At 71.7% G+C, this 21474-nt stretch carries 19 protein-coding genes; 12 read left to right on the top strand and 7 right to left on the bottom strand.

The features are described 5' to 3' along the window. The first annotated feature begins 67 nt into the window (after positions 1-67). The 4 genes from ACQP2T_RS18905 to ACQP2T_RS18890 all read left to right on the top strand — a co-directional run bounded on the left by ACQP2T_RS18905 (position 68) and on the right by ACQP2T_RS18890 (position 6288). Complete coding sequence (locus ACQP2T_RS18905) at positions 68-970, top strand: DUF2877 domain-containing protein (RefSeq protein ID WP_433517419.1); 903 nt, start codon at positions 68-70, stop codon at positions 968-970. Further along, the gene (locus ACQP2T_RS18900) at positions 967-2316 is read left to right on the top strand and encodes an FdrA family protein (RefSeq protein ID WP_433517418.1); all 1350 of its coding nucleotides are present in this window, start codon (positions 967-969) and stop codon (positions 2314-2316) included. The genes ACQP2T_RS18905 and ACQP2T_RS18900 overlap by 4 nt, the downstream gene beginning before the upstream one ends. After that, positions 2313-3695 (top strand): DUF1116 domain-containing protein, encoded by a 1383-nt coding sequence (locus ACQP2T_RS18895; RefSeq protein WP_433517417.1) that lies wholly within the window; start codon positions 2313-2315, stop codon positions 3693-3695. The genes ACQP2T_RS18900 and ACQP2T_RS18895 overlap by 4 nt, the downstream gene beginning before the upstream one ends. A gap of 226 nt (positions 3696-3921) precedes the next feature. Continuing rightward, positions 3922-6288, top strand: a complete 2367-nt coding sequence (locus tag ACQP2T_RS18890) for a protein kinase domain-containing protein (protein WP_433517416.1) — start codon at positions 3922-3924, stop codon at positions 6286-6288. Positions 6289-6404: 116 nt separating this feature from the next. Here the strand turns inward: ACQP2T_RS18890 and ACQP2T_RS18885 are convergent, their stop codons facing one another. Further along, complete coding sequence (locus tag ACQP2T_RS18885; RefSeq protein WP_433517415.1) at positions 6405-7187, bottom strand: alpha/beta hydrolase family protein; 783 nt, start codon at positions 7185-7187, stop codon at positions 6405-6407. A gap of 121 nt (positions 7188-7308) precedes the next feature. Here ACQP2T_RS18885 and ACQP2T_RS18880 point away from each other — a divergent pair, with 121 nt between their 5' ends. Together ACQP2T_RS18880 and ACQP2T_RS18875 are read left to right on the top strand one after the other, a co-directional pair. Continuing rightward, positions 7309-8124 (top strand): MOSC domain-containing protein, encoded by an 816-nt coding sequence (locus ACQP2T_RS18880; protein ID WP_433517414.1) that lies wholly within the window; start codon positions 7309-7311, stop codon positions 8122-8124. Between the two features lie 203 nt (positions 8125-8327). Then, positions 8328-9629 (top strand): MFS transporter, encoded by a 1302-nt coding sequence (locus ACQP2T_RS18875; protein ID WP_433517413.1) that lies wholly within the window; start codon positions 8328-8330, stop codon positions 9627-9629. A gap of 74 nt (positions 9630-9703) precedes the next feature. Here ACQP2T_RS18875 and ACQP2T_RS18870 read toward each other — a convergent pair whose 3' ends face one another. Together ACQP2T_RS18870 and ACQP2T_RS18865 are read right to left on the bottom strand one after the other, a co-directional pair. Then, the gene (locus ACQP2T_RS18870; RefSeq protein WP_433517412.1) at positions 9704-11269 is read right to left on the bottom strand and encodes a bifunctional 3'-5' exonuclease/DNA polymerase; all 1566 of its coding nucleotides are present in this window, start codon (positions 11267-11269) and stop codon (positions 9704-9706) included. 21 nt (positions 11270-11290) lie between these two features. Beyond that, a complete protein-coding gene (locus ACQP2T_RS18865; RefSeq protein WP_433517411.1) occupies positions 11291-12778 on the bottom strand; it encodes a metallophosphoesterase family protein in 1488 nt (495 codons plus the stop codon). A gap of 147 nt (positions 12779-12925) precedes the next feature. Here ACQP2T_RS18865 and ACQP2T_RS18860 point away from each other — a divergent pair, with 147 nt between their 5' ends. Beyond that, positions 12926-13336: a hypothetical protein gene (locus ACQP2T_RS18860; protein WP_433517410.1), complete on the top strand. Its 411-nt coding sequence runs from the start codon at positions 12926-12928 to the stop codon at positions 13334-13336. Between the two features lie 64 nt (positions 13337-13400). On the opposite strand, the gene ACQP2T_RS18855 is transcribed toward ACQP2T_RS18860, so the two are convergent. Further along, complete coding sequence (locus tag ACQP2T_RS18855) at positions 13401-15029, bottom strand: FAD-binding oxidoreductase (RefSeq protein ID WP_433519798.1); 1629 nt, start codon at positions 15027-15029, stop codon at positions 13401-13403. A 31-nt stretch (positions 15030-15060) separates the two neighbouring features. Between ACQP2T_RS18855 and ACQP2T_RS18850 the strand changes: the two genes are divergently transcribed. The 4 genes from ACQP2T_RS18850 to ACQP2T_RS18835 all read left to right on the top strand — a co-directional run bounded on the left by ACQP2T_RS18850 (position 15061) and on the right by ACQP2T_RS18835 (position 18520). Continuing rightward, positions 15061-15570, top strand: coding sequence for a TetR/AcrR family transcriptional regulator (locus ACQP2T_RS18850; protein ID WP_357941113.1), 510 nt, complete (start codon positions 15061-15063; stop codon positions 15568-15570). A gap of 22 nt (positions 15571-15592) precedes the next feature. Then, positions 15593-17131 carry a glycerol-3-phosphate dehydrogenase/oxidase gene (locus tag ACQP2T_RS18845; RefSeq protein WP_433519797.1) on the top strand — a complete coding sequence of 513 codons (1539 nt, stop codon included), beginning with the start codon at positions 15593-15595 and terminating at the stop codon, positions 17129-17131. A gap of 106 nt (positions 17132-17237) precedes the next feature. Continuing rightward, complete coding sequence (locus tag ACQP2T_RS18840; RefSeq protein WP_433517409.1) at positions 17238-18107, top strand: sucrase ferredoxin; 870 nt, start codon at positions 17238-17240, stop codon at positions 18105-18107. A 101-nt stretch (positions 18108-18208) separates the two neighbouring features. Then, positions 18209-18520 (top strand): WhiB family transcriptional regulator, encoded by a 312-nt coding sequence (locus tag ACQP2T_RS18835; RefSeq protein ID WP_080036407.1) that lies wholly within the window; start codon positions 18209-18211, stop codon positions 18518-18520. Positions 18521-18780: 260 nt separating this feature from the next. Here the strand turns inward: ACQP2T_RS18835 and ACQP2T_RS18830 are convergent, their stop codons facing one another. Then, on the bottom strand, positions 18781-19014 hold the full coding sequence (locus tag ACQP2T_RS18830; protein ID WP_225289364.1) for a DUF397 domain-containing protein: 234 nt from the start codon (positions 19012-19014) through the stop codon (positions 18781-18783). Between the two features lie 116 nt (positions 19015-19130). After that, positions 19131-20018, bottom strand: a complete 888-nt coding sequence (locus tag ACQP2T_RS18825) for a helix-turn-helix domain-containing protein (RefSeq protein WP_433517408.1) — start codon at positions 20016-20018, stop codon at positions 19131-19133. Between the two features lie 129 nt (positions 20019-20147). Here ACQP2T_RS18825 and ACQP2T_RS18820 point away from each other — a divergent pair, with 129 nt between their 5' ends. Beyond that, entirely contained in the window at positions 20148-20624 is a 477-nt protein-coding gene (locus ACQP2T_RS18820; protein WP_433517407.1) for an ATP-binding protein, read from the top strand. Between the two features lie 200 nt (positions 20625-20824). Here the strand turns inward: ACQP2T_RS18820 and ACQP2T_RS18815 are convergent, their stop codons facing one another. After that, positions 20825-21457, bottom strand: coding sequence for a phosphoribosyltransferase (locus ACQP2T_RS18815; RefSeq protein ID WP_433517406.1), 633 nt, complete (start codon positions 21455-21457; stop codon positions 20825-20827). Positions 21458-21474: the final 17 nt, after the last annotated feature.

Raw genomic sequence — 21474 nt, 5'->3', positions numbered from 1 at the left:
AATTTCTCCGTACGGACGGTTGTGCGGCACGTTCTACGGTCAGGTCCAGAGCCGGTAGGGAGGTTCGGTGACCGTCGGTATTCATGCGAGGCGCCCGCGTACCCCTGTGACAGGAGCGGCCAGCGCGGCGGTACGCCCTGTGCTGGAGGCGCCGCGCAGCCCCGCGCGGGTGCTGGCCGTCTTCCCCGCCGGGGTGTACCTGGAGGTCAGGACCGAGCTGGAGCCGTCCGTGCTGGCCGTCATCACGGGCGCGGCGACGCGGCTGCCCAACTCCGTGCTGCTGGCCGCCGACCTGCCGCGCGTCACCGTGGGTGACGAGGCCGCCGTGGGCGACGGCGCCATCGAGCTGGGGCGGCTGAGCGTACGGGCGCGCCGCTGGTGGGATCCCGCGCCGCCGCTCGGCCGGGTCGATCCCGTACGGCTCAGACAAGCCGCCCCTCGTCTGACCCCCGGCGAGCCGGGACTGGCGGGCAACGACGCCATCGAGCTCCTGGCGGCCAGCTGCGCGAGCGGCCGGTTGCTGGGCGCGGTGACGGCGGCCGAGCGCCTGGTCGGCCTCGGTCCGGGTCTGACGCCGAGCGGGGACGACGTGCTGGCCGGGCTGCTGGTGACGCTCAGGCACCTCGGCGCGGCGGCCGGGGCGGAGCGGGCGGTGTGGCTGGCGGACTGGCTGGCCGCGACCGTGACGTACGACGCCCGCACCCGTACGACGCCGATCTCGGCGACCCTCCTGCACTGCGCGGCCAGAGGCGAGGCCAGCCCCGAGGTGATCGCCGTGCTGCGCGGCATCGCCGGGCGGCAGGAGCTCGAACCGGCGCGGCGGCAGCTGCGGCGGCTCGGCCACACCTCCGGGTCCGACCTGCTCCAGGGCATCTCCATCGGCCTCGACGCCGTCCTGGCCATGACGGAGGCCCCGGGCCATGCCCTCAAGGCCCCGAGTCCGGGCCACGCCCTGAGCGTGACCGGATGACCCGCGACGCGGTGCTGCTGCGCAAGGGCGTCTACCACGACTCCGTCACCCTCATGCGCGTCAGCCGCTCGCTGTCGGACCTGCCCGGCATGCGGGTGGCCATCGTCGCCATGGCCACGGAGCTGAACCTGGCCCTGGCCCGCGACCTGGGCTTCGACCTGCCCCCCGCCGACCCGGGCGACCTGCTCGTCGCCCTGCGCGGCGACAGCGTGGACACCGCCACCGGCGAGCTCGACCACGCCCTGGCCAGGTTGTCCGCCTCCCAGACCCGGGCGGCCGCCGACCAACCCCCGCTCACCACTCTCTCGGCCGCCAGAAACCCGGCCGACCTGGTGCTCGTGTCGGTTCCGGGAGAGCACGCGTTCGCCGAGGCGCTCGACGCGGTCCACGCGGGACTGCCCGTGATGATCTTCAGCGACGGCGTGCCGGTCGCCCAGGAGCGGCGCCTCAAGCTGCTGGCCGAGGAGCGTGACGTGCTGGTCATGGGCCCCGACTGCGGCACCGCCGTGATCGCCGGGGCAGGGCTGGGCTTCGCCAACGTGCTCAGGCCGGGCCCGGTCGGCGTCGTCGCGGCCTCCGGCACCGGCGCCCAGCAGGTGACGTCCCTGCTCGACCAGGCGGGCGCCGGGGTCAGCCACGTGCTCGGCGTGGGCGGCAGGGATCTGTCGGCCGAGGTGGGCGGGCTGTCGGCGATGCGGGCGCTGCGCATGCTGGACGACGACCCGGCCACCGAGCTGATCGTGCTGGTCTCCAAGCGGCCCGACCCGGCGGTGGCGCGGGCCGTACAGGAGGTGGTGGAGAGGCTGGGCACGCCGGTCGTCTCGGCGCTGCTCGGGGAGCGCGATCTGACGGCGGCCACGGAGGAGGCGCTGCGTGCCCTCGGCCGGCCCGTTCCCGCCTGGGAGTCGTGGCCCGGCTGGTCGCCCGCGTCGGCGTACACGAAGCTCAAGGGCGTCTACTCCGGCGGCACGCTGTGCGCCGAGGCGAGCCTGATCGCCGGGGCGGGCGAGTTCACCGACTACGGCGACGACGCCTACACCAGGGGCCGCGCCCATCCGATGATCGACCCGACGCTCCGCCTGGAGGCCCTCGCGCAGGTGGAGCCGGGCGACGTGATCCTCATGGACGTCGTGCTCGGCCACGGCGCCGACCCCGATCCCGCCGCCTCCCTCGCCTCGGCCGTCGCCCACGCCACCCACCACGGAGCCACCGTCGTCGTCGCGCTCATCGGCACCGAGGGCGACCCTCAGGGCCTGCACCGGCAGGCCGCGGCGTTCCGCGAGGCGGGCGCCACCGTCTTCACCTCCAACGCCCAAGCCGCCCGGCACGCCAGGAACCTCCTTTGACTCTGCTCTCCGGTCCGCCCCACGTGATCACCGTCGGCGCCGCACTCCTCCAGGAGTCGCTCGACGCGCAGGCCGTGCCCACGACCGCCGTCGCGTGGCGGCCGCCCCTGCCCGGCACCGCGGACGCGCTGGCGAAGGTGCTCGCCGACCCACGTCTGCCCGCGGCCAACGAACGGGCCGTCGGCCGCCTGACCTCGGCCCGCCCTCAGCTCGTCGGGGTACGGCGGGCCTCGGAGGTGCTCGACCTGCCCGAACGGATGTTCCTGCACGCCGGGCCGCCCATCGACTGGGAGCGCGCGTCGGGCCCGATGCGCGGGGCGCTGATCGGCGCGATGCTGCTCGAGGAGTACGCCCACGACGTGCCGGCGGCCGAGGAACTGCTGGCCTCCGGCCGGGTGCGCCTGGAGCCCTGCCACCGGCACGCCACGGTCGGCCCGATGGCGGGCGTGGTGAGCCCGTCGATGTGGATGCTGGAGGTACGCGACGCCGAGCACGGCGGCACGGCGTACTGCTCGCTCAACGAGGGCCTGGGCAAGGTGCTGCGTTACGGCGCGTACGGGCCCGAAGTGCTGGAGCGGCTGCAGTGGATGGACCGCGTGCTCGGGCCCGTCCTGTCGGCCGCGATCGAGCTGGGCGGCCCGATCGACCTGCGCGCGATGATCGCGCAGGCGCTGCAGATGGGCGACGAGCTGCACAATCGCAACCGGGCCGCCACCTCGCTGTTCCTGCGCGAGCTGGCCCCCTGGGTGGTCGAGGCGGCGGCCGGCAGCGCCGCCGAGGTGCTGCGCTTCGTCAACGGCAACGACCACTTCTTCCTGAACGCCGCCATGGCCGCGGGCAAGGTGAGCACCGACGCGGCCAGGAACGTACCCGGCTCCTCGATGGTCGTCGCCATGGCCCGCAACGGCACCGATTTCGGGGTACAGGTCTCGGGGCTGGGCGATCGGTGGTTCACCGGGCCGGCGGGCGTGCCGGACGGGCTCTACCTCGGCGCGTACGGCCCGGCGGACGCCAACCCGGACATCGGCGACTCCACGATCACCGAGACGTCGGGCCTGGGCGGGTTCGCGATGGCGGCGTCCCCGGCCATCGTGCGGTTCGTCGGCGGCGAGGTGGCGGACGCGGTGGCGGCGACCCGGTCCATGTACGAGATCACGCTCGCCGAGCATCCCGCCTACCAGATTCCGGGGCTCGGCTTCCGCGGCACGCCGGTCGGCATCGACATCACACTGGTGGCCAGGACGGGCGTGTTGCCCGTCGTCAACACCGGTATCGCGGGCCGCGTGGCGGGCACCGGCCAGGTCGGCGCGGGCCTGGTGAAGCCCCCGGTGGAGGCATTTACCGCCGCATTGCTCGCCCTGGCCGCCGACCGTAATTGATCCATTTGATGGGTGATATTGCGACACGTCAAGGCGTTTGTAAGAGCCGAGTTGTGGTTCCCTTGGGAATGACCTGCCTATATCGTGGCCAACGCTCATAATCTTGACGTATGGCGGCGCGACGCTTGTGACCGATGAGGCTGGAGATTGGGGCGGGAACATGGCAGCCGACCGCTTGCTCAGCGGACCCGGTGCGGAGGGAAACGCTTCACAGAGCCAGGGTCGTTTGATCGGCAGGCGCTACCGGTTGATGTCACCGGTCGGCCGGGGCGGCATGGGGATGGTGTGGCACGCGCATGACGTGCTGCTCGCCCGAGACGTCGCGGTCAAGGAGCTGATCCTGCCGTACGGGCTCGACCAGGCGGGCAAGCAGGTGGCCCACCGGCGCATGCTGCGCGAGGCCAGGTCCGCCGCGCGGCTGACGCACCCGGGCATCGTGACCGTGCACGACGTCGTCGAGGAGGACGGCCGGCCGTGGATCGTCATGGAACTGGTCCGGGCGTGGTCCCTGGAGCAGGCGGTCCGGCAGAGCGGACCCCTCCCGGTGATCCAGGCCGCCGAGATCGGCATCCGGGTGCTCGACGCGGTCCGGCACGCGCACGCGGCCGGCATCCTGCACCGTGACATCAAACCGGGCAACGTCCTGCTCACCTCCGACCGCGTGGTGCTGACCGACTTCGGCATCGCCGCGATCGAGGGCGACGTCACGATCACGCAGACCGGGCTGCTCATGGGCTCGCCCGCCTACATCCCGCCGGAGCGGCTGTCCGGGCAGTCGATCACCCAGGCGGCCGACCTGTGGTCGTTCGGGGCGACGATGTACGCGGCCGTGGAGGGACGCCCGCCGTACGAGGGGCCGGACCCGATCGCGGTGCTGGGCGCGGTCCTCACGCAGGACCCCGTCACGCCGCAGCGGGCGGGCGCGCTGGCGCCGGTGATCGAGGGCCTGCTGCGCAAGAACCCGGCCGAACGTCTGACCGCCGAGCAGGTCGGCGATCTGCTGGAGCGGATCCTGCACGCCCACGGCTCGACCCGCCCGCGACCCGCCGAGACCTCGCGGTCCCTGCCCACGCAGGCGGACTCGACGCCCGCCGGGCTGCTGCCGCCGTTCGACTCGCTGTCCGGGCCGATGCCGTCGCGGATCGTAGAGACGCCCTCGGGGCCGGTACGCGTCCCGTACGACCCGCTGACCAGCCCGTCGGGCGGCTACTCCATGCCCTACGAGGGGATGTCGAGCCCGTCGGGCAGCCACCGCACGGACGCGCTGCCGTCGCTGCCTCGGGCGGACGGGTTCGACGCGTTCACCAGCCAGTCGGGGTCGCACCGGATACCGGAGGCCGGGGAGCGCCCGCCGACGGGACCGCACCCGTCGCTGAGCGATCCGGCCGGACCGTCCTTGGTGCGCCCTCTGCCGGGCAGCTACCCGTCTGGCAGCTTCCCGTCAGACAACTTCCCGTCAGACAACTTCCCGTCAGGCAGCTTCCCGTCCGGACCCGCGTCCTCGCCGGGCTCCCCGTTGGACGGGCCGCCGTCGTCGCCGGGCTTTCCAGCTAGTGGACCGCCGTCATCTCCGGGCTTCCCAGCAGGTGGACCACCGTCCTCGCCAGGCTTCCCCAGCGGGCCTGCGTCGTCGCCGGGTTTCCCGCCCAGCGGGCCGCTCGGCGCGCCGCCGTCGTTCGGCGGGCCATCGGGATCCCATCGGGCCTCTGACAGCGGGGCGTTCGGGAGCCCTTCGGGGCCACGCCGGATCCCGGACTCGCGTGCGGACGCCCCGAGCCCGTCGGGCCCGCAGCCGATCCTGCCCCTGACCAGTGACAGCCGCGCCGCCGCCCCCTGGCCGCTGGCCTCGCCGGACCACCTGCGCGACCAGGCCATCGACCTGTCGCGCGACCTGACCCACGACCGTCTCACCAAGCTGCCCAGCGCCACCTCGGAGCGCCTGACCAAGAGCAGGCGCAGGCTCGAGGACGACGATGAGGGCGGCTGGCTCCGCGACGGCCGCCCCACCCCGCGCCTGATCGTCACGGGCATCGCGGCCGTCGGCGTGATCGTGGCCGTCGTCCTGTACGTCCGCACGGGCAGCGCACCCGCGCCGGCGCCGAGCGTGGCGATCACTACTGAGGTGTCATCGCCACCCGCCGCCGATCCGCTGACGGCGACCGTGCCCAAGGGCTTCAGCGAGCAGACCCCGCCCGGCTTCTCCGCCGCCGTCCCCGACGGCTGGAAGCTGGCCGCCTCAGGCGGCGACGCCACCTTCACCGGGCCCAAGGACTCCGGCATGACGATCCGCATCGAGCAGACGACCCCGCAGCAGGACGGGGGCCTGTCGGAGCTGACCCGCGAGGAGGCGGCCGGTCGCGTCGACGGCTACATCCAGGTCCAGCTCCAGGCGACGCGGTATCGCGACTGGAAGGCCGCCGACTGGGAGTACACCTACACTCTGGCCAACGGCGTCCCCATGCACGCCCTGACCCGTTTCGTCACGATCGACGACACCAACGCGTACAAGATCACCTTCAACATGCCGGAACTCAAGTGGGACGACCAGGCCGAAACCCGCAAGGTCTTCTTCGACACCTTCCGCCAGACGTGACCACCTGAGACCCCACCCACCGCGCGATGAGCGCGGCTGAGTGGAGCCAGACGTGACCACTCAACCACCGCGCCATGAGCGCGGACGGGTGGATCGCGCGGCCGGGATCTGAACGGTTACCGCACGCCGAGAGCGCGGTCGAGGAAGTCGCGGACCGTCGTGGCCAGTTCGGCGCGGTGGTCGGACAGGGCATGGTCGGTGGCCCATTCGTGGTGTTCGAGCGCCGCCCCCGCGTACGCGGGCAGCAGCGGCCGGTGGTGCACCACGGCGGGCGTCACGGGGTCGCGTCCGGTCCCGACCAGCATCACCGGCCGTCCGGCGAACGCGGGTGCCAGCGAGGCCAGGCTCCACCCCTCCCCCGCGGCCTCCATCTCGGCCACCAGCGCTTCACCGCTGGTGCCGGTGAGCGGGAGCAGTTCACCGTCGAACGCCTCGACGTACTCCCGCCGCCCTTCGGCGTCGAGCCCGCGGGAGACCGTACCGAAGTCGAAGCCGGACACCGACACCGTGGCCGCGACGCCCGGATCCGCGGCGGCCGTCATCAGCGCGACGAACCCCCCGAAGCTGTGTCCGACCACGGCGACCCGCTCCGGGTCGAGCCGGTGCTCGGCCGCGAACGGCTTCTCCCGGACGGCCGCCACCACCCGCGCCGCGTCCGCCAGGCCATTCCCCCACGACCAATTCCCACCGACGCCCCAGGAGCCCCGGTAGTGGAAGACCAGGCTGGCGTACCCGGCCTGGCGCAGCGCCTGGGCCAGATCGAAGTTGCGCTCGTTGCCGGGAAAACCGTGCAGCACCACCACCGTCGGATGCGGCCCCTCGCCCGCCGGCAGGTGCAGCACTCCCAGCAACGGGATCCCGTCACTGTCGAAGGTCACCGCGGGTGTGGCAGCTCTCACAAGGCTCTCCTGGCTCGGAATGATCGGTACGCTAACAGCCGCCCGACGACCGCTCCCCAGCGCCTCAGCCCTCGGCCGGTCGCCGAATCCCCCGCAGGTGGGCGTCATGTACCGTCGGCGCATGAAGCTGGCGAGCATCCACATCTATCCCGTCAAATCGACGACCGGGCATGAGGTACATGAGGCCGAGGTGCAGCCCTGGGGCCTGGCCGGTGACCGGCGCTACCTCATCGTCGACGAGCACGGCGAGATGCTGACCGCCCGCGAGCTCCCCGGGCTGCTGATGTGCGTGCCGGAGTCGGACGGCGAGACGCTCAAGCTCACCGGCCCGCACGCCGCGCCGCTGCGGGTCACGCCCACCGCCGGCCGTTCGGTGATCAAGATGCGGAAGACGTCGATAGAGCTGACCGACTGCGGCGACGACGCGGCCGCGTGGCTGAGCGCGCTGATCGACCGCCCCGTCCGCCTGGCCTGGCAGGACGACCCCACCTGCCGTCCCGTCGATCCCGAGTACGGCCGGCCGGACGACCGGGTCAGCCTGGCCGACGCGTATCCGCTGCTGCTCACCTCCACGGCTTCGCTGGCCCGGCTCAACGACTGGATCGCGGAGACGGCGGTCGAGAGCGGCGAGGAGCTACCGGCGCCGCTGCCCATGAGCAGGTTCCGGCCGAACGTGGTCGTGGACGGCGTACCGGACGCCTTCGCCGAGGACGGATGGAGGCGCGTCCGCGTCGGCGGCACGGAGTTCCGGGTGGTCAAGGGCTGTGACCGATGCGTGCTGACCACCGTGGACGCCGCCACCTACACCAAGGGCAAGGAGCCCATCCGCACCCTGGCCAGGCATCGCAGGTGGGACGGCAAGGTCTGGTTCGGTGTGAACCTCATCCCGGACGCCCCTGGCCGGATCGCGCAGGGGGATCCGGTGACGATCCTCTGAGCCGGGTTCCTCGGAGCCAGGCGGGCGAACCTCCGAGCCGCTGACGGTCCTCTGGAGTCGAGCGGCGAACCTCCGAGTCGGGCGGCGAAGAACCCCGCCCCACCCTGCCAAACACCCGAAAGCAGCCATAAGTAGTTGAATAACGCTGCGTGGGGTGATTTGGGCCTTTGGGGGGATCTCATGGGCTATGCGAGACTTCACAAGTGACCAGCGCCCCTATAAAGCCCGATATTTCATCCCCTGACCGGATCCGGGCCGTCCAGCGGCGCACTCTCGTGATCCTGTCCGCCGCGCAAATAGTAGGCGGCGTAGGCGTCGCAGTCGGCCTGGCACTGAGCTCAGTCGTCGTCGACGAGCTCTCCGGATCCACCGTGATCAGCGGCTTCGCGGGCACCGCGACCGTACTCGGCGCGGCCCTGCTCGCCCTGCCGACCGCCAAGGCGTCCGGCAGGGGCGGCCGGCGGACGGGCCTGACACTGGCGTACGTGGCCGCGCTGGCGGGCTGCGCGTTGTCCGTCGGCGCCATCAGCCTCGGCAACTGGCCGCTGCTCCTGGTCGGCCTGGTCCTGGTGGGCGGCGGCAGCGCCGGCAACCTGGCGGCCCGCTACTCGGCGACCGACCTGTCACCGCCTGGGCACGCCGCCAGGCACCTGTCCCTGGTCGTCTGGGCGGCCACCATCGGCTCCGTCGCCGGCCCGAACCTGGCCAAGCCCGCCGACCAGATCGGCATGAGCGCGGGCCTCGTGGAGAAGGCCGGGCCGTTCGCGTTCGCGGCGCTGGCGTTCGCGCTGGCGATGCTCATCATCCTGGTCGGCCTGCGCCCGGACCCGCTCAAACTGGCCCGCCGGCTGAACGACACGCAACCCCCCGCCGCCGGCCAGAACCGGACGATCAGGAACGCCTGGACGACCCTGCGCACCACCCCCATGGCCCGCAAGGCCCTGGTCATGATCGCGGTCAGCCACACCGCGATGGTGTCGGTCATGTCGATGACCCCGGTCAAACTTCACCACGACGGCTCGAACCTCGACATCATCGGCCTGGTGATCAGCCTGCACATCGCCGGGATGTACGTCATGTCGCCGGTGGTGGGCTGGCTGGCCGACAAGGCGGGCAAGGTGCCGGTGCTGCTGCTCGGCATGGCGCTGCTGCTCAGTGCCGCCGTTCTGGCGGGTACGGCCGGGCACCGCGTCTGGCAGGTGACCACCGCACTGGTGCTGCTCGGCCTCGGCTGGTCGTGCGGCCTGGTGGCGGGGTCGGCGCTGGTCAGCGAGTCGGTCCCGGTGGGGAGCCGGCCCGCCGTGCAGGGCCTGTCCGACCTGCTGATGAACGTGTGCGGCGCCACCGGCACGATCGTCGCGGGCGCGATCGTGGGCGGGCTGTCGTACGGGGTGCTCGGGCTGGTGGTGGGGGTGATGGTGACCCTGGCCGGAGTCTGGCTGGCGATCACCTGGCGCCACGTGAACAGTGGCCCGCTCACGCCCGCGGAATCCGCCACCACCTGACGGCCCGCAACCGGACGCCCGCGGAATCCGCCGCCGCTGACGTCCGGGCAGTCAGCCGCCTGACGTGTGCGAGGTCACTTGGCGTCGGCGTAGCAGGAGACCGCGACCGCCTCCATCGGGAAGCGCACCGGCGTCGCCCCGAACAGCAGGCGGCTGGCCTCGGCGGCCGACGCGGACACCGCGGCCATCACCTCTTCGGCCTGGTCGAGCGGGCAGTGCACCATGATCTCGTCGTGCTGGAAGAACACCAGCCTGGCCGGGCCGGACAACCGCCCCCGCAGCACCGCCATCAGCACCAGCGCCCACTCGGCGGCGGTGGCCTGCACGACGAAGTTGCGGGTGAACCGTCCCCGATCCCGGATCGCCCGGCTTCCCTCGGGCCCCGAGACGAGGGACTTCCACCCCTCGGACGGCGGCGGGCTGGTGCGGCCGAGCCAGGAGCGCACTATCCGCCCCTCCTCTCCCGCCTTGGCCGCGTCCTCGACGAACTGGTAGGCCTTGGGGAAGCGCTGCCGCATCACCGCCAGCAGCTTGGAGGCGTCACCGCTGGTGCCGCCGTACATGGCGGACAGCATCGCGATCTTGGCGTTGGCGCGCTCGCCCCCGAACGACTTGGCCAGCGCCGAGTACAGGTCGATCTCCCCCGCCGCCCGCGCCAGCCCCCCGTCGGCGGCCATCGCGGCCAGCACCCGCGGCTCCAGCTGGGCGGCGTCGGCCACGATCAGCGTCCAGCCGTCGTCGGCGACCACCACGCGGCGCATCACCTTGGGGATCTGCAGCGCGCCACCCCCGTCGGTGGCCCACCGCCCCGACACCACCCCGGCCACCACGTATTCGGCACGGAAGCGCCCGTCACGCACCCACTGGTCGGCCCAGACCCACCCGTGGAAGCTGTACAGCCTGGCCAGCTCCTTGTAGGCGAGCAGCGGCGCGACCGCCGGGTGGTCGAGCTGCTTGAGCTCCCACGACCGGGTGGTCTTGAGCGCGACGCCCGCCCCCTTGAACGCCTTGACCAGCTGCTGCACCGAGTCGGGATTGACCGGATGCCCGAACGCCGCCGACACCTCGTCGGCCAGCGCCTGGAGCTTGGCCGGCCGCATGCCGTGCACCGGGCGCGGGCCGAGCAGCTCGGTGAGCAGCGCGTCATGCACGTCGCGGCGCCACGGCATGCCGTCGTGGCCCATCTCGGCGGCGATCAGCGCGCCCGCCGACTCGGCCGCCACCAGCAGCCGGAACCGGCCCGGCTCGGGCAGCGCCTCGATCCGGCGCAGCTGGTCGGCCAGCACCTCCGCCACCGCCTCCGCGCCGAGCGGCTCGGGCGCGAACAGCGTGTCGGGCACGCTGGGCTGATCGTCGGGCACCGGCAGGCCGTGCAGCCTGGCGTGGGCGGCCTTGGCCGAGCGCGGCTGGCCGTATCGCCCCTCGTACGCGAGCAGCAGCCCCTCGGTGAGCGTCAGGTCGTGGCAGCGCGACACCCGCACGCCCTTGGACAGCAGGGACGGATAGATCTCGCGGGCGTCCGCCCAGACCCAGCGCGGCCGCTCGGCTTCGAGCTCGCGCACGGCCCGCGCCAGGTCGTCGACCCGGCGAGCCGGACCACCGACCGGCAGGATCGTCCCGTCTGTCACCACTACGTGCACGCCGTCCAGAGTGCCAGGTGACTACGACAAACTGATGTGCACCTCGTCCTCCATCGGCGGATCCACCTCCTGCGGCAGGCAGCCGGTGGCGGCGAAGCAGCGCACCGAGAGCAGTTCGGGCGTGACCGACAGATGCAGGAACTGCTTGAAGAACGGTGGCGTGTCCCAGTCGGACAGCTCGGAGAGGTAGCGGTGGAAGACCGTGCCCACGGGCAGCCGGAACGGCATCGGCCAGGCCCCGAGCAGCCGGGCCGCCCACCTCATCCTGCGAGTGATCTTGATGGGTCCGGCGACGGGCCGGACCGGGGTGTTGTTGATCTGCTCCGCCATGATGCAGACGGCCTCGGCCGGGGTGAGGTAGATCCACTTCATCCGGAGCCGCTTGGCGTACAGCTGGCTGTAGAAGGACAGCGAGTCGCCGCGCAGGGGGTAGCACTTGAAGTCGTCCTCGTGCACGCCCGCCACGTCCACCCGGCGGGTGGTGTGGGTGGCGTGCATGAACGCGCCGCCGCCCCCGGAGACGATGTACTGGATCACCCGGTCGCCCACCCTGACGGGATAGCGCTGGTAGTTGTGCACGTCGCCGCCGATGGCGGCCACGTAGCGGTGTTCAGGGGCGCGGATGATGTCATCGATCGTGCCGCCGCCCTCCAGCGGGGACGGCTTGTAGTCGTTGCGCGTGTAGATCGGCTTGCCGGTGACGAGGATCTTCGGGCGCGGGTCCAGGGAGGTGCGCCGCAGCCATTCGGTCTGCTGGGCGTCGATCTCCCCCTGGATGCCGGTGTCGACGCCCACGATGAGCAGGCTCGGGGTCTCGATCGCCCAGTACGGTCCCGGCTGCGCGGCCCGCTGCGCCGGACGGTCCCTGAACGCGCGGGCCTCGGCCAGCAGCCGCTCGTCGATCGTCTCCGACCGGCGCCAGAGCAGGCCGCGTAACCCGGTATCCCGCTTGGGCGGGAGCGCCGGGGCGTCGCAGAACACGCGCATGAAACCGCCGAGCCCGTCGTACCAGTCGTGGTTGCCGGGGATCGCGTAGATCGGCGCGTCATAGTCCTTGTACGGGCGGAAGAACTTGTTCTCGTACTCGTTGCCGGACCCGGCCGGATAGAGCACGTCGCTGGCGATGACCGCGAAGGAGGTGCCCTCACCCACTTTGAGCAGGCCGGGCACGACCGCGTACTGGGAGGCGTCGCCCTCGCCGGTGTCGCCGAGCAGCAGGAAGCTGAAGCTCTCCCCCACCTCCGGCTTGACGCGGAAGTCCGGGTCGGCGCCACGGGCCTCCTGCTCGGCGATCCACCTGCGGCGCACCTTCCCGGACGGGTCGCCGAAGAGCCCGGCGACGATCTGGTTGCGCGAGTGCCACAGCGTGCGCGGGCTGAACCAGGTGAAGCCCTTGTTGTCGGGTCTCAGGTCGTTGAACGTGCCGATCCGCTGACAGGCCCACCCCGCGCCTTCCTCCGACACCCGGGAGGAGAGCTGCTTTCCACGCTCGGCCGCGACTTCCACCATGACTCCATCTTTACGCGATCTTTCCGAAGCCGCACCTACTTCCCGAAGCGCGTCCGAACGCAGCGTGCCGTAGGGAACACAATCAGTTCGCGATGGTGTAGCCTCACGCCCCAAGCAAGCGGTTCGTCGCCGCGATGGGGGGCTGCCATGGCCCGGAACGGTTCGGACGACGCCACCCGGAGGGGCACCGCGGGGGTGGCCGCCGTAGAGGGGCTGCTGGCGTATGCCGGCAGACGGTCGCGCTGGGGTGGTGGGGCGCTCGACAGGGTCCACCAGGCGATCGGGCTCAGCCGGGAACTGGCCGCCGCGGCCCCCGACGAGCACGCGGTGCTGCTCGCCCGCTGCCTGCTGGCCGCCGCCAAGCTGCTGCTCAAGCGCGGCCGGGCCGCGGAGGCGCTGCCGCACGCCGAGGAGGCCGTCGGGCTCTGCCGTCCGGCGGGTGGCGCGCCGCTGGTCGTCGCGCTGGTCTGCCTGTCGGACGTGTACGAGGCCCAGCAACGCTTTGGGGAAGCGGTGGCGGCCATGACGGAGGCCGCGTCGGTCGACCCACCGGGCTGACCGCCTGTCCCAGACCCGGACCTCAGACCCCGGCCCGCAGCCCCCGGTCGGCTTCAGGCCGATCTCAGGGGACCAGGATGCCCGGGTTCAGGATGCCCGAGGGGTCGAGCCGGGCCTTGACGGCGCGCAGGATGTCCACGCCCACGGGTCCCAGCTCGGCCGCGTACGCCTCGCGGTGGTCGCGGCCCACGCCGTGGTGGTGCGAGATCGTGCCGCCCGCCGCCACGATGGCCGCGTTGACCGCCTCCTTGGCCCGCTCCCACTGCGCCACCGGGTCGCCCTTCTGCGCGGTGACGACGGTGAAGTACAGCGAGGCCCCGGTCTCGTACACGTGCGAGATGTGGCACATGACCAGCGGCGACTCCAGCGCCCCGAGCAGGGCCAGCCGTACCGCGTCGTACAGGCGAGGCAGCGCGGACCAGAACCCGGCCGTCTCGATGGTCTCCACCGTCGCGCCGGCGGCGAGCAGGGAGTCGCGCAGGTACGGCGCCGAGAACCGGCCGTGCTCCCACGCCTTTCCGGGCTCGGTCCCGAGCGGCATTCCGCCCATCCGCGCCAGCACCGCCCCGGCTCCGGCCCTGCGCCCTTCGACGGACGTCGCCGGGGAAGACATCGCCGGGGAACCCGCCTCCTGCCGGTCAGTCGGCCCGTCGGCCGGACCGTCAGCCGGGCCTTCGTAACCCGCGATCACCAGGCAGCCGCTGGAGCCGCCCCCGATGTCGTCCGGCCGGGCCAGCCCGATCATGGTCTCCGTCTCGTCCGAAAGCCGCAGCACCGTAGGCAGCGGCCCCTCCTGCGCCAGCGTCCGCAGCGCGACCGTCCCCTCCCTGAACGACCCGAACCGCCACCCTTCGTACACCCGCCGCCCGGGCACCCGCCGCACCCGCAGCCGCAGCGCCGTGATCACCCCGAACACCCCCTCGGACCCCAGCAGGAGCTGCCGCAGATCGGGCCCCGCCGCCGACTTGGGCGCGCGTCCCAGGTCCAGGTCGCCGGAGGGAGTGGCGACGGTCAGACCCACCACCATGTCGTCGAAGCGCCCGTAACCGGCCGAAGCCTGCCCGCTGGACCGGGCCGCCGCGAATCCGCCCAGCGTGGCGTACTCGTACGACTGCGGGAAATGCCCCAGCGTCAGCCCGTGCCGTTCGAGCAGCCGTTCGGCCTCGGGCGCCCGCAGTCCCGGCTCGGCGGTGACGACCATCGACTCGGTGTCGACCGAGACGAGCCGGTCGAGCCGGGCCAGGTCCAGCGCCACCACCCCGGCGAAGCCGGACCGGGACGCCGCCAGCCCGCCCACCACGGAGGTGCCGCCGCCGAAGGGCACCACCGCGATCCGTTCGGCCGCGCACAGCCGCAGCAGCGCGGCGACCTCGTCGTGCGAGCCGGGCAGCAGCACGGCGTCGGGCGCGGCCGAGCCGTCTCCCGCGCGCATCCGCAGCAGGTCGGGGGTCGACTTGCCGCGCGTGTGCCGGATCCGGGCCGCGCGCGAGGTCTGCACCTGTTCGTGGCCCACGACGTCGGCCAGAGCGGCCAGGTGGGCGGGCGAGAGCGCGACGGGGGCCAGCCGTACGGACTCGAACGAGGCGGCGGGAGCGGCCGGCTCGCGTACGCCCAGCAGGTCGTGGAGCAGCTCGCGGATCTGCGGGGGCAGTTCGCGGGCCTTGGCGGGGTCTCCCCAGCCCGACCACAGCATCGGTTCGTTCAGCACGTCTACACTGTGACATATGACGTCGATTCGTCACAATGACGGCGTGCTGGACGCGGCCCGCGACTGCGTGCTCGCCTACGGAGTGCGGCGCACCACGCTCACCGACGTGGCGCGGCGGGCGGGGGTGTCCCGGATGACGCTCTATCGCCGCTGGCCCGACGTGCGCAGCCTGGTCGCCGACCTGATGACGCGGGAGTGGGTGCTGGCCGTCACCGAGCTCGACCTGTCGGATCCGGTAGCCGCCGTCGTCGAAGGGGTACGGCGGCTGCGGGGCCATCCGCTCTGGCGCAAGATCGTGGAAGCGGACCCGGAGCTGCTGCTGCCGTACCTGCTGGATCGGCGCGGCGCCACCCACGAGGCGGTGCTCGGCGTGCTCGAAGCCGCCGTCGGCGACCGCCGCAAGGCCAGGGCGGTGCTGCTCGTGGCGCAGTCGTTCCTGCTGTCGGCGCCCACCATGCTCGACCCCGTGACGCTAGACGAACTCGACGCCGAACTCGCCACTCTGCTGGAGGCCTACCTTGGATAGCCCGCCGAACGCCACGCGCCCCATGGACAGCTCGCTGAACGCCGCGCGACGGACCCGCGAGCTGGCCGTGGTCGCGGAGGAAACGGTCGACGTGCTGGTCGTGGGCCTGGGCGCGACAGGGGCGGGCGCGGCGCTCGACGCCGTCTCGCGCGGTCTCAGCGTGGCGGCGATCGACGCGCACGACCTGGCCTTCGGCACGTCGAGGTTCAGTTCCAAGCTCATCCACGGCGGCCTCCGCTACCTCGCCAAGGGGCAGGTGGGCATCGCCCGCGAGAGCGCGGTCGAGCGCGGCGTCCTGCTGCGGCGGACGGCTCCGCACCTGGTCAAGGCGCACCCGTACGTGCTGCCGCTGACGCCGGAGGTCTCCAGGTCCCGGGCGGAGCTGTTGATGACCGGCTACCGGCTCGGCGACGGGCTGCGCGCCGCCGCCGGCACGCCGCGCCGCCTGCTGCCCGGCCCGTCCCGGCTGACGGCCGCCCGGGCGCACACGCTCGCGCCCATGCTGAGCGAGGACGGCCTGCGGGGCGGCCTGCTGTCGTGGGACGGCCGCGTGTACGACGACGCCCGGCTGGTGGTGGCCATAGCCAGGACGGCGGCGGCGTACGGGGCCCGGATCCTGACCCGGTGCCGCGCGCTGGAGCTGACCGGCGCGGGCGCCAAGGTGCGTGACGAGCTGACCGGCGCGGAGTTCGGCATCCGGGCCAGGACGGTGATCAACGCGGCGGGCGTGTGGGCGGGCCTGCTGGACCCGCGGGTGAGCCTGCGCCCGTCACGCGGCACACACCTCGTCCTCCGCCCCGGGACCCTGCCGGGTCTCCTGTCCGGACTGCACATTCCGATTCCCGGAGAGAGCAACCGATTCGCGCTCGTCCTCCCCCAAGCCGATGGCCGCGTGCACGTGGGCCTGACCGACGAGCCCCTCGACGGCCCCGTCCCCGACGTGCCCGAGGCCCCCGAGGAGGACATCAGGACGCTCCTGAGCGTGCTCAACACGGTTCTGGCGGCACCGGTGGCCCGCGAGGCCGTCGCGGGCGCCTACGCGGGACTCAGGCCGCTCCTGGCGGCGGACGGGCGGACGGCCGACGTCTCACGCAGGCACGCCGTGTACGCGGATGCCGGGAAGGCGGACGGAGGGGTCGTCACGGTCGTGGGCGGCAAGCTCACGACATACCGGCGGATGGCGGCCGACGCGGTGGATCGAGCGATCTCGGTGGGGAACCTCCCGGCGGGCCGGAGCCGTACCGCCTTGATCCCGCTCGTCGGGGCCGTCCGGGATCACGGCGCCGTGACCCCGCGAACCGGGGCGGCCGCGGGCCGGGGCCGCCCGCCCGAGCGGCTGGTCGCCCGTCACGGTGTCGAGGCGGCGGCCGTGCACGAACTCGTCCGGGCGCATCCCGAGGAGGTCGGCCTCGGCATCACGATGGGCGAGCTGATGTGGTCCGTCGCCCACGAGGGCGCGCTCGACGCGGACGATCTCCTCGACCGCAGGACCAGGATCGGCCTCGTCCCCGAGGACCGGGCGGCGGCGCTGCCGGCCGCCAGGGCGGCTTTCACTCGATAACCCGTACATCCCTCTTACCGTTAGGTTAGTCTTACCTAATTCGCAAGAGGGGAGCAAGGCGTTGACCAGGGGCTGCGAGCATCCGGATGGCTGCCACACGGGCGGGGTGCCGAATCTGGCCAGCGCCACCGTGGGGGCCCGGCTGTGGCTACTCGTCGAGTACGACGGGCCGTGGCCGTCACATCTGGAAACCTTCGAGCTTCCTGAAAAAATCTCGAACCTCGTGCGCCGGGCCCAAGAACGTGGCATCAGACCCCAGCTCATCCGCCGCCCCGGCAGACGGGTCCGCCCACAGGAGCAGGACTTGCGTGTGCTAGTGGGCTACGCCACGGGCCCCAACCCCTGGCTGGCCAGCGGAGTCATCGCAGGTACCGAGGATCTTGACCTGGACGCGCTGGTGGCCGGAGTGGTCCCGGAGTCCTGCATACTTGAAGACGAGCCGGTATTTCTGGTCTGCACGCACGCCAAGCGCAATGCGTGTTGCGCCCGCATTGGACTACCCATCGCTCGAAGCCTGGCCGAAAGCTGGCCGGACAGAGTATGGGAAACGTCACACGTTGGCGGCGATCGCTACGCCGCCAACCTCGTGTGCTTGCCACACGGAATTTTCTACGGCAGCATGTCTCAGGCTGCTGCGATCGCAGCGGCTAACGCGTACCGGTCGGGCGAGATCATTCTCGACCGTTACCGGGGACGCGCAGGCATCCCTGAGCCATTGCAAGCCGTCGAGCACTTCGCCCGAACCCATACGGGAGAGTGTTCTGTCGGCGCAGTGGCCGTGGAATCCTCCAGGTCGGACGGCGACGTCACCGAAGCCATCGTGCGCTGCGGCGACGTCCGGTTCGAGGTTGTGGTTGAGCCATCGGTGTTCCAAGCGCCGTGTGGTACGGCTTGCGCCGAGAAGATCACCACCTACCGGCTGGTTTCGCTGGACAGGCTCACGCCTGTGCGGTACGCCACGCCCGCCCTTACCTGATCACGGGAACACTACGGCCCACCTTTGCGTTGGAACAGTGACGCCGAAAACGTCCAATGCGGCTCAATTACTGAAATACCTCTCACGAAGGTGGTTTTCTCATGTCTCAGGTACGTCGGCAGCTCGCCCGCCCGCGCCCCAGCTGGGGTTGGCAGGATGATGCCGCGTGCCGGGGTGAGGACCTCGTGCTCTTCTTCGGCCCCGATGGGGAGCGGCAGCCCGAGCGTGACGTGCGCGAGCGGAAGGCCAAGGCGATCTGCGCCCAGTGCCCTGTCCGCAACGAGTGCCTGGACTACGCGCTGTCCCGTCCGGAGAAGTACGGCACGTGGGGTGGCCTGAACGAGGACGAGCGCGCTTCCGAGCGTCGCCGTCGCATGCGCCGCGCCGCCAGCGCCGGCATCTCCGCCGCCTGACTCCACCCGGCAGCGATCACCGCGTGATCATGCAGTTGCCCCGATGAACCGGGGCCTGGCCAGCCAAGTCCAGGCTCCGGCGAACCCGGTCGGGGCAACTGCTTGATCAGGCGAAAGACCTCAGCCCCCAGCACGCGCTTCAGCCCGGCGTCATCCGTGACGCCGGGCTGAAGTGATTTCCGGATCGCTGCTCGCCGAGCTTCGGGGCTGGACCGCTCTGACTCGGCGCCGCGCCTGGCTCTTGGCTCTTGGCTCTTGGCTCAGACGATCAGATCGTCGAACTCGCCGTCCTTCGCGCCGAGCACGAACGCGGTGATCTCATCCCGTGTGTAGACCAGGGCGGGCCCCTCAGGGAAGCGTGAGTTACGCATCGCCACCTCCCCCGTGGGCAGATCGGCCACCTCGACGCAGTTGCCGTTGGGGTTGCTCCGCCTGCTCTTGCGCCAGACGGCGGGAAGGCGACCGGCGGGCGTTCCGTTGCGGAACTCATGCATTGGGGAAGCTCCCTCGCGCGCTTACGGATGCACGTGCAGCCGTGGTTGCGAGATCACGTTACGGCATCGCCAAGATCACCATATAGGGGACGACCAAAACCCCGATATGGGGTGGATCACACTGACAGCAGGCGCTCCAGGAAGCGTTTGGTCTGCTCAGGAGAGTCGGCCTGGACGCTCAATCGGTCCATGACCTGCATGTAATGCTCGGACTCAGCCGGCTTGTCCAGATAGAGGGCGCTCGTGAGCTGCTCCAGGTAGACGACGTCGGGCAGCTCACGCTCGGGGAAACGCAGGATACTGAACGGCCCGCCGGCGGCCGCGTGCCCGCCGCGCTCGAACGGGATGACCTGAACGGTGACGTTGGACCGTTTCGTCATCTCCAGCAGGTGCTCGATCTGCCGGCGCATCACCTCACGGCCGCCGAGCGCGCGCCGCACCACGGCCTCGTCGATGACCGCCCACAGCTTGAGCGCCCGGCCACCGGCCAGGCGCTCCTGCCGCCTGGTGCGCAGCGCCACGCGCCGGTCGACCTCGGCGTCGGGGGTCGTCTCGTGCGCCAGCTTGATCACCGCCCTGGCGTACTCGGGCGTCTGGAGCAGGCCGGGGATGAACTGGTTCTCGTACGTACGGATGACCGAGGCCGCACCCTCCAGCCCGATGTAGACCTCGAACCAGCCGGGCAGCAGGTCGCTGTACTTGTGCCACCAGCCCGGGGCGTTGGCCTGCCGGGCCAGCTCCAGCAACGGCGCCCGCTCGGCCTCGTCGGTGACGCCGTAGAGGGTGAGCAGATCGGCGACGTCGCGTTCCTTGAAGCTGACCTGCCCGAGCTCCAGGCGGCTGATCTTGGCGTGAGAAGCGCGAATCGCGTACCCCGCGTCCTCCCGCGAGATACGCTTCTCCGTGCGGAGCCTGCGCAGTTGCGTACCCAGCAGGATCCGCAGCACCGTCGGGCTTCCCGGCGAGTAGCCGACCACATTCCCTTCCGCACTCAGTGCGCTCACCTGTCACTCCCAGATCATCTGCACGTGCAGATGCTATTTGCATCTGTAAAACACGAAAAGTCTTGCATCGGTAAGCACACGCCGTAAAGATGGGCATTGGATCACCTAGACCGCGCTTCGGGGGCCAGGATGACGACTTTCGACGCTCGGCCGCAAGCCGCCACGTGTGCCCAGGCACCCGACTGGCTGCTGCCCATTCTGCTCGAAGGGCGGCGCGGTCCGTGTGACGAGGTCTTCCGCTTTCATGAGCTGAGCACGTTCGAGCCCGTCTGCGTGGCCTCCGCCAGGCGGTTCGTCGACCGGACGCTCACCTCGTGGGGCTCCGGCGACATCGTCTTCGACGCCCAGCTGGTGGTCTCCGAGCTCGTCACCAACGCGATGCGGCACGGCGGCGGCGCCATCCAGCTCCGGCTGCTGAGCCGGCGGCCCGAGGTGGCGTGCGTGGTGAGCGACTACAGCCGGCACGCGCCCACCGCCCCGCCCACCACTGACGTCTTCGCCGAATACGGCCGCGGCCTGCGCCTGGTAGAGGCCCTCACCACCGCCTGGGGCTGGCTCACCCCCGGCACCCAGGGCAAGCTCGTCTGGGCCGTACTCTCCAACTGACTCCCACAGCGAGCCCCCGAAGGACCTCAGCCCCGACGGGCCGGCCTCTTCCTCACCCCCGCAGGGGGTATCCCTCCCGAAGGACCTCAGCCCCGACGGACCGGCCTCTCCCCCACCCCCGCAGGGGGTACCCCTCCCAACGGACACCAGCCCCGACGGACCGTCACGGAGTCCGACGCGGTCGCGTGACGAAACACCCCTCACCGCACACCCGCCAGCAGATCCAGCACGTCGGCGTCGCTGAGCTGGTCGAAGTGCTCGTACCACTGCCCCACCGCCCGGAAATCCGTCGGCACCCGCAGCACCACCACCTCGTCGGCCTCCTCGCGCATGGCCTCGACCGTGTCGCGGGCGCCCACCGGCACGGCCAGCGTCACCCGGCCCGGCTTGGCCGCGCCGACCGCCCGGAGCGCCGCCCGCGCGGTGGCGCCGGTGGCCAGGCCGTCGTCAACCACGATCACCTCGCGTCCGGCGAGATCGGGCAGCGGGCGGTCGCCCCGATAGACCTTGACCCGGCGGGCCAGCTCGCGCCGCTCCTCCGCGACCACGTCCGCCACCGACTCGGGCGTCATCCCGAGCCGGCGCAGCAGTAGCAGGTCGAACACCGGCTCGCCGCCCTCGGCTATCGCGCCGACGCCCAGTTCGGGCGTCGGCGGATAGCCGATCTTCCGGGTCACCAGCACGTCGAGCCGGCCACCGACGCTGCGGTGGATCGGCACGGCCACCGCCACGCCGCCGCGCGGGAGCGCCAGCACCACGGGGTCCTGCGCGTCGAGCAGGCGCCCCGCCAGCATGGCCCCCGCTTCCGCGCGGTCAGCGAACAGCAGCTCCATGCAGTGGTGTTACCCGG

It is taken from the genome of Nonomuraea sp. CA-143628 (genome assembly GCF_050942315.1).
Classification (GTDB): Bacteria; Actinomycetota; Actinomycetes; order Streptosporangiales; family Streptosporangiaceae; genus Nonomuraea.
Note: the sequence above shows the minus strand (reverse complement) of the source record. Positions and strands in the feature narration are given on the sequence as shown.

Coding starts and splice junctions, on each gene's coding strand:
- ACQP2T_RS18900 (WP_433517418.1), top strand. CDS start 967: ATGACCCGCGACGCGGTGCTGCTGCGCAAGGGCGTCTACCACGACTCC.
- ACQP2T_RS18880 (WP_433517414.1), top strand. CDS start 7,309: ATGAAGCTGGCGAGCATCCACATCTATCCCGTCAAATCGACGACCGGG.
- ACQP2T_RS18865 (WP_433517411.1), bottom strand. CDS start 12,778: ATGGTGGAAGTCGCGGCCGAGCGTGGAAAGCAGCTCTCCTCCCGGGTG.
- ACQP2T_RS18860 (WP_433517410.1), top strand. CDS start 12,926: ATGGCCCGGAACGGTTCGGACGACGCCACCCGGAGGGGCACCGCGGGG.
- ACQP2T_RS18855 (WP_433519798.1), bottom strand. CDS start 15,029: ATGCTGTGGTCGGGCTGGGGAGACCCCGCCAAGGCCCGCGAACTGCCC.
- ACQP2T_RS18850 (WP_357941113.1), top strand. CDS start 15,061: ATGACGTCGATTCGTCACAATGACGGCGTGCTGGACGCGGCCCGCGAC.
- ACQP2T_RS18845 (WP_433519797.1), top strand. CDS start 15,593: ATGGACAGCTCGCTGAACGCCGCGCGACGGACCCGCGAGCTGGCCGTG.
- ACQP2T_RS18835 (WP_080036407.1), top strand. CDS start 18,209: ATGTCTCAGGTACGTCGGCAGCTCGCCCGCCCGCGCCCCAGCTGGGGT.
- ACQP2T_RS18830 (WP_225289364.1), bottom strand. CDS start 19,014: ATGCATGAGTTCCGCAACGGAACGCCCGCCGGTCGCCTTCCCGCCGTC.
- ACQP2T_RS18820 (WP_433517407.1), top strand. CDS start 20,148: ATGACGACTTTCGACGCTCGGCCGCAAGCCGCCACGTGTGCCCAGGCA.
- ACQP2T_RS18815 (WP_433517406.1), bottom strand. CDS start 21,457: ATGGAGCTGCTGTTCGCTGACCGCGCGGAAGCGGGGGCCATGCTGGCG.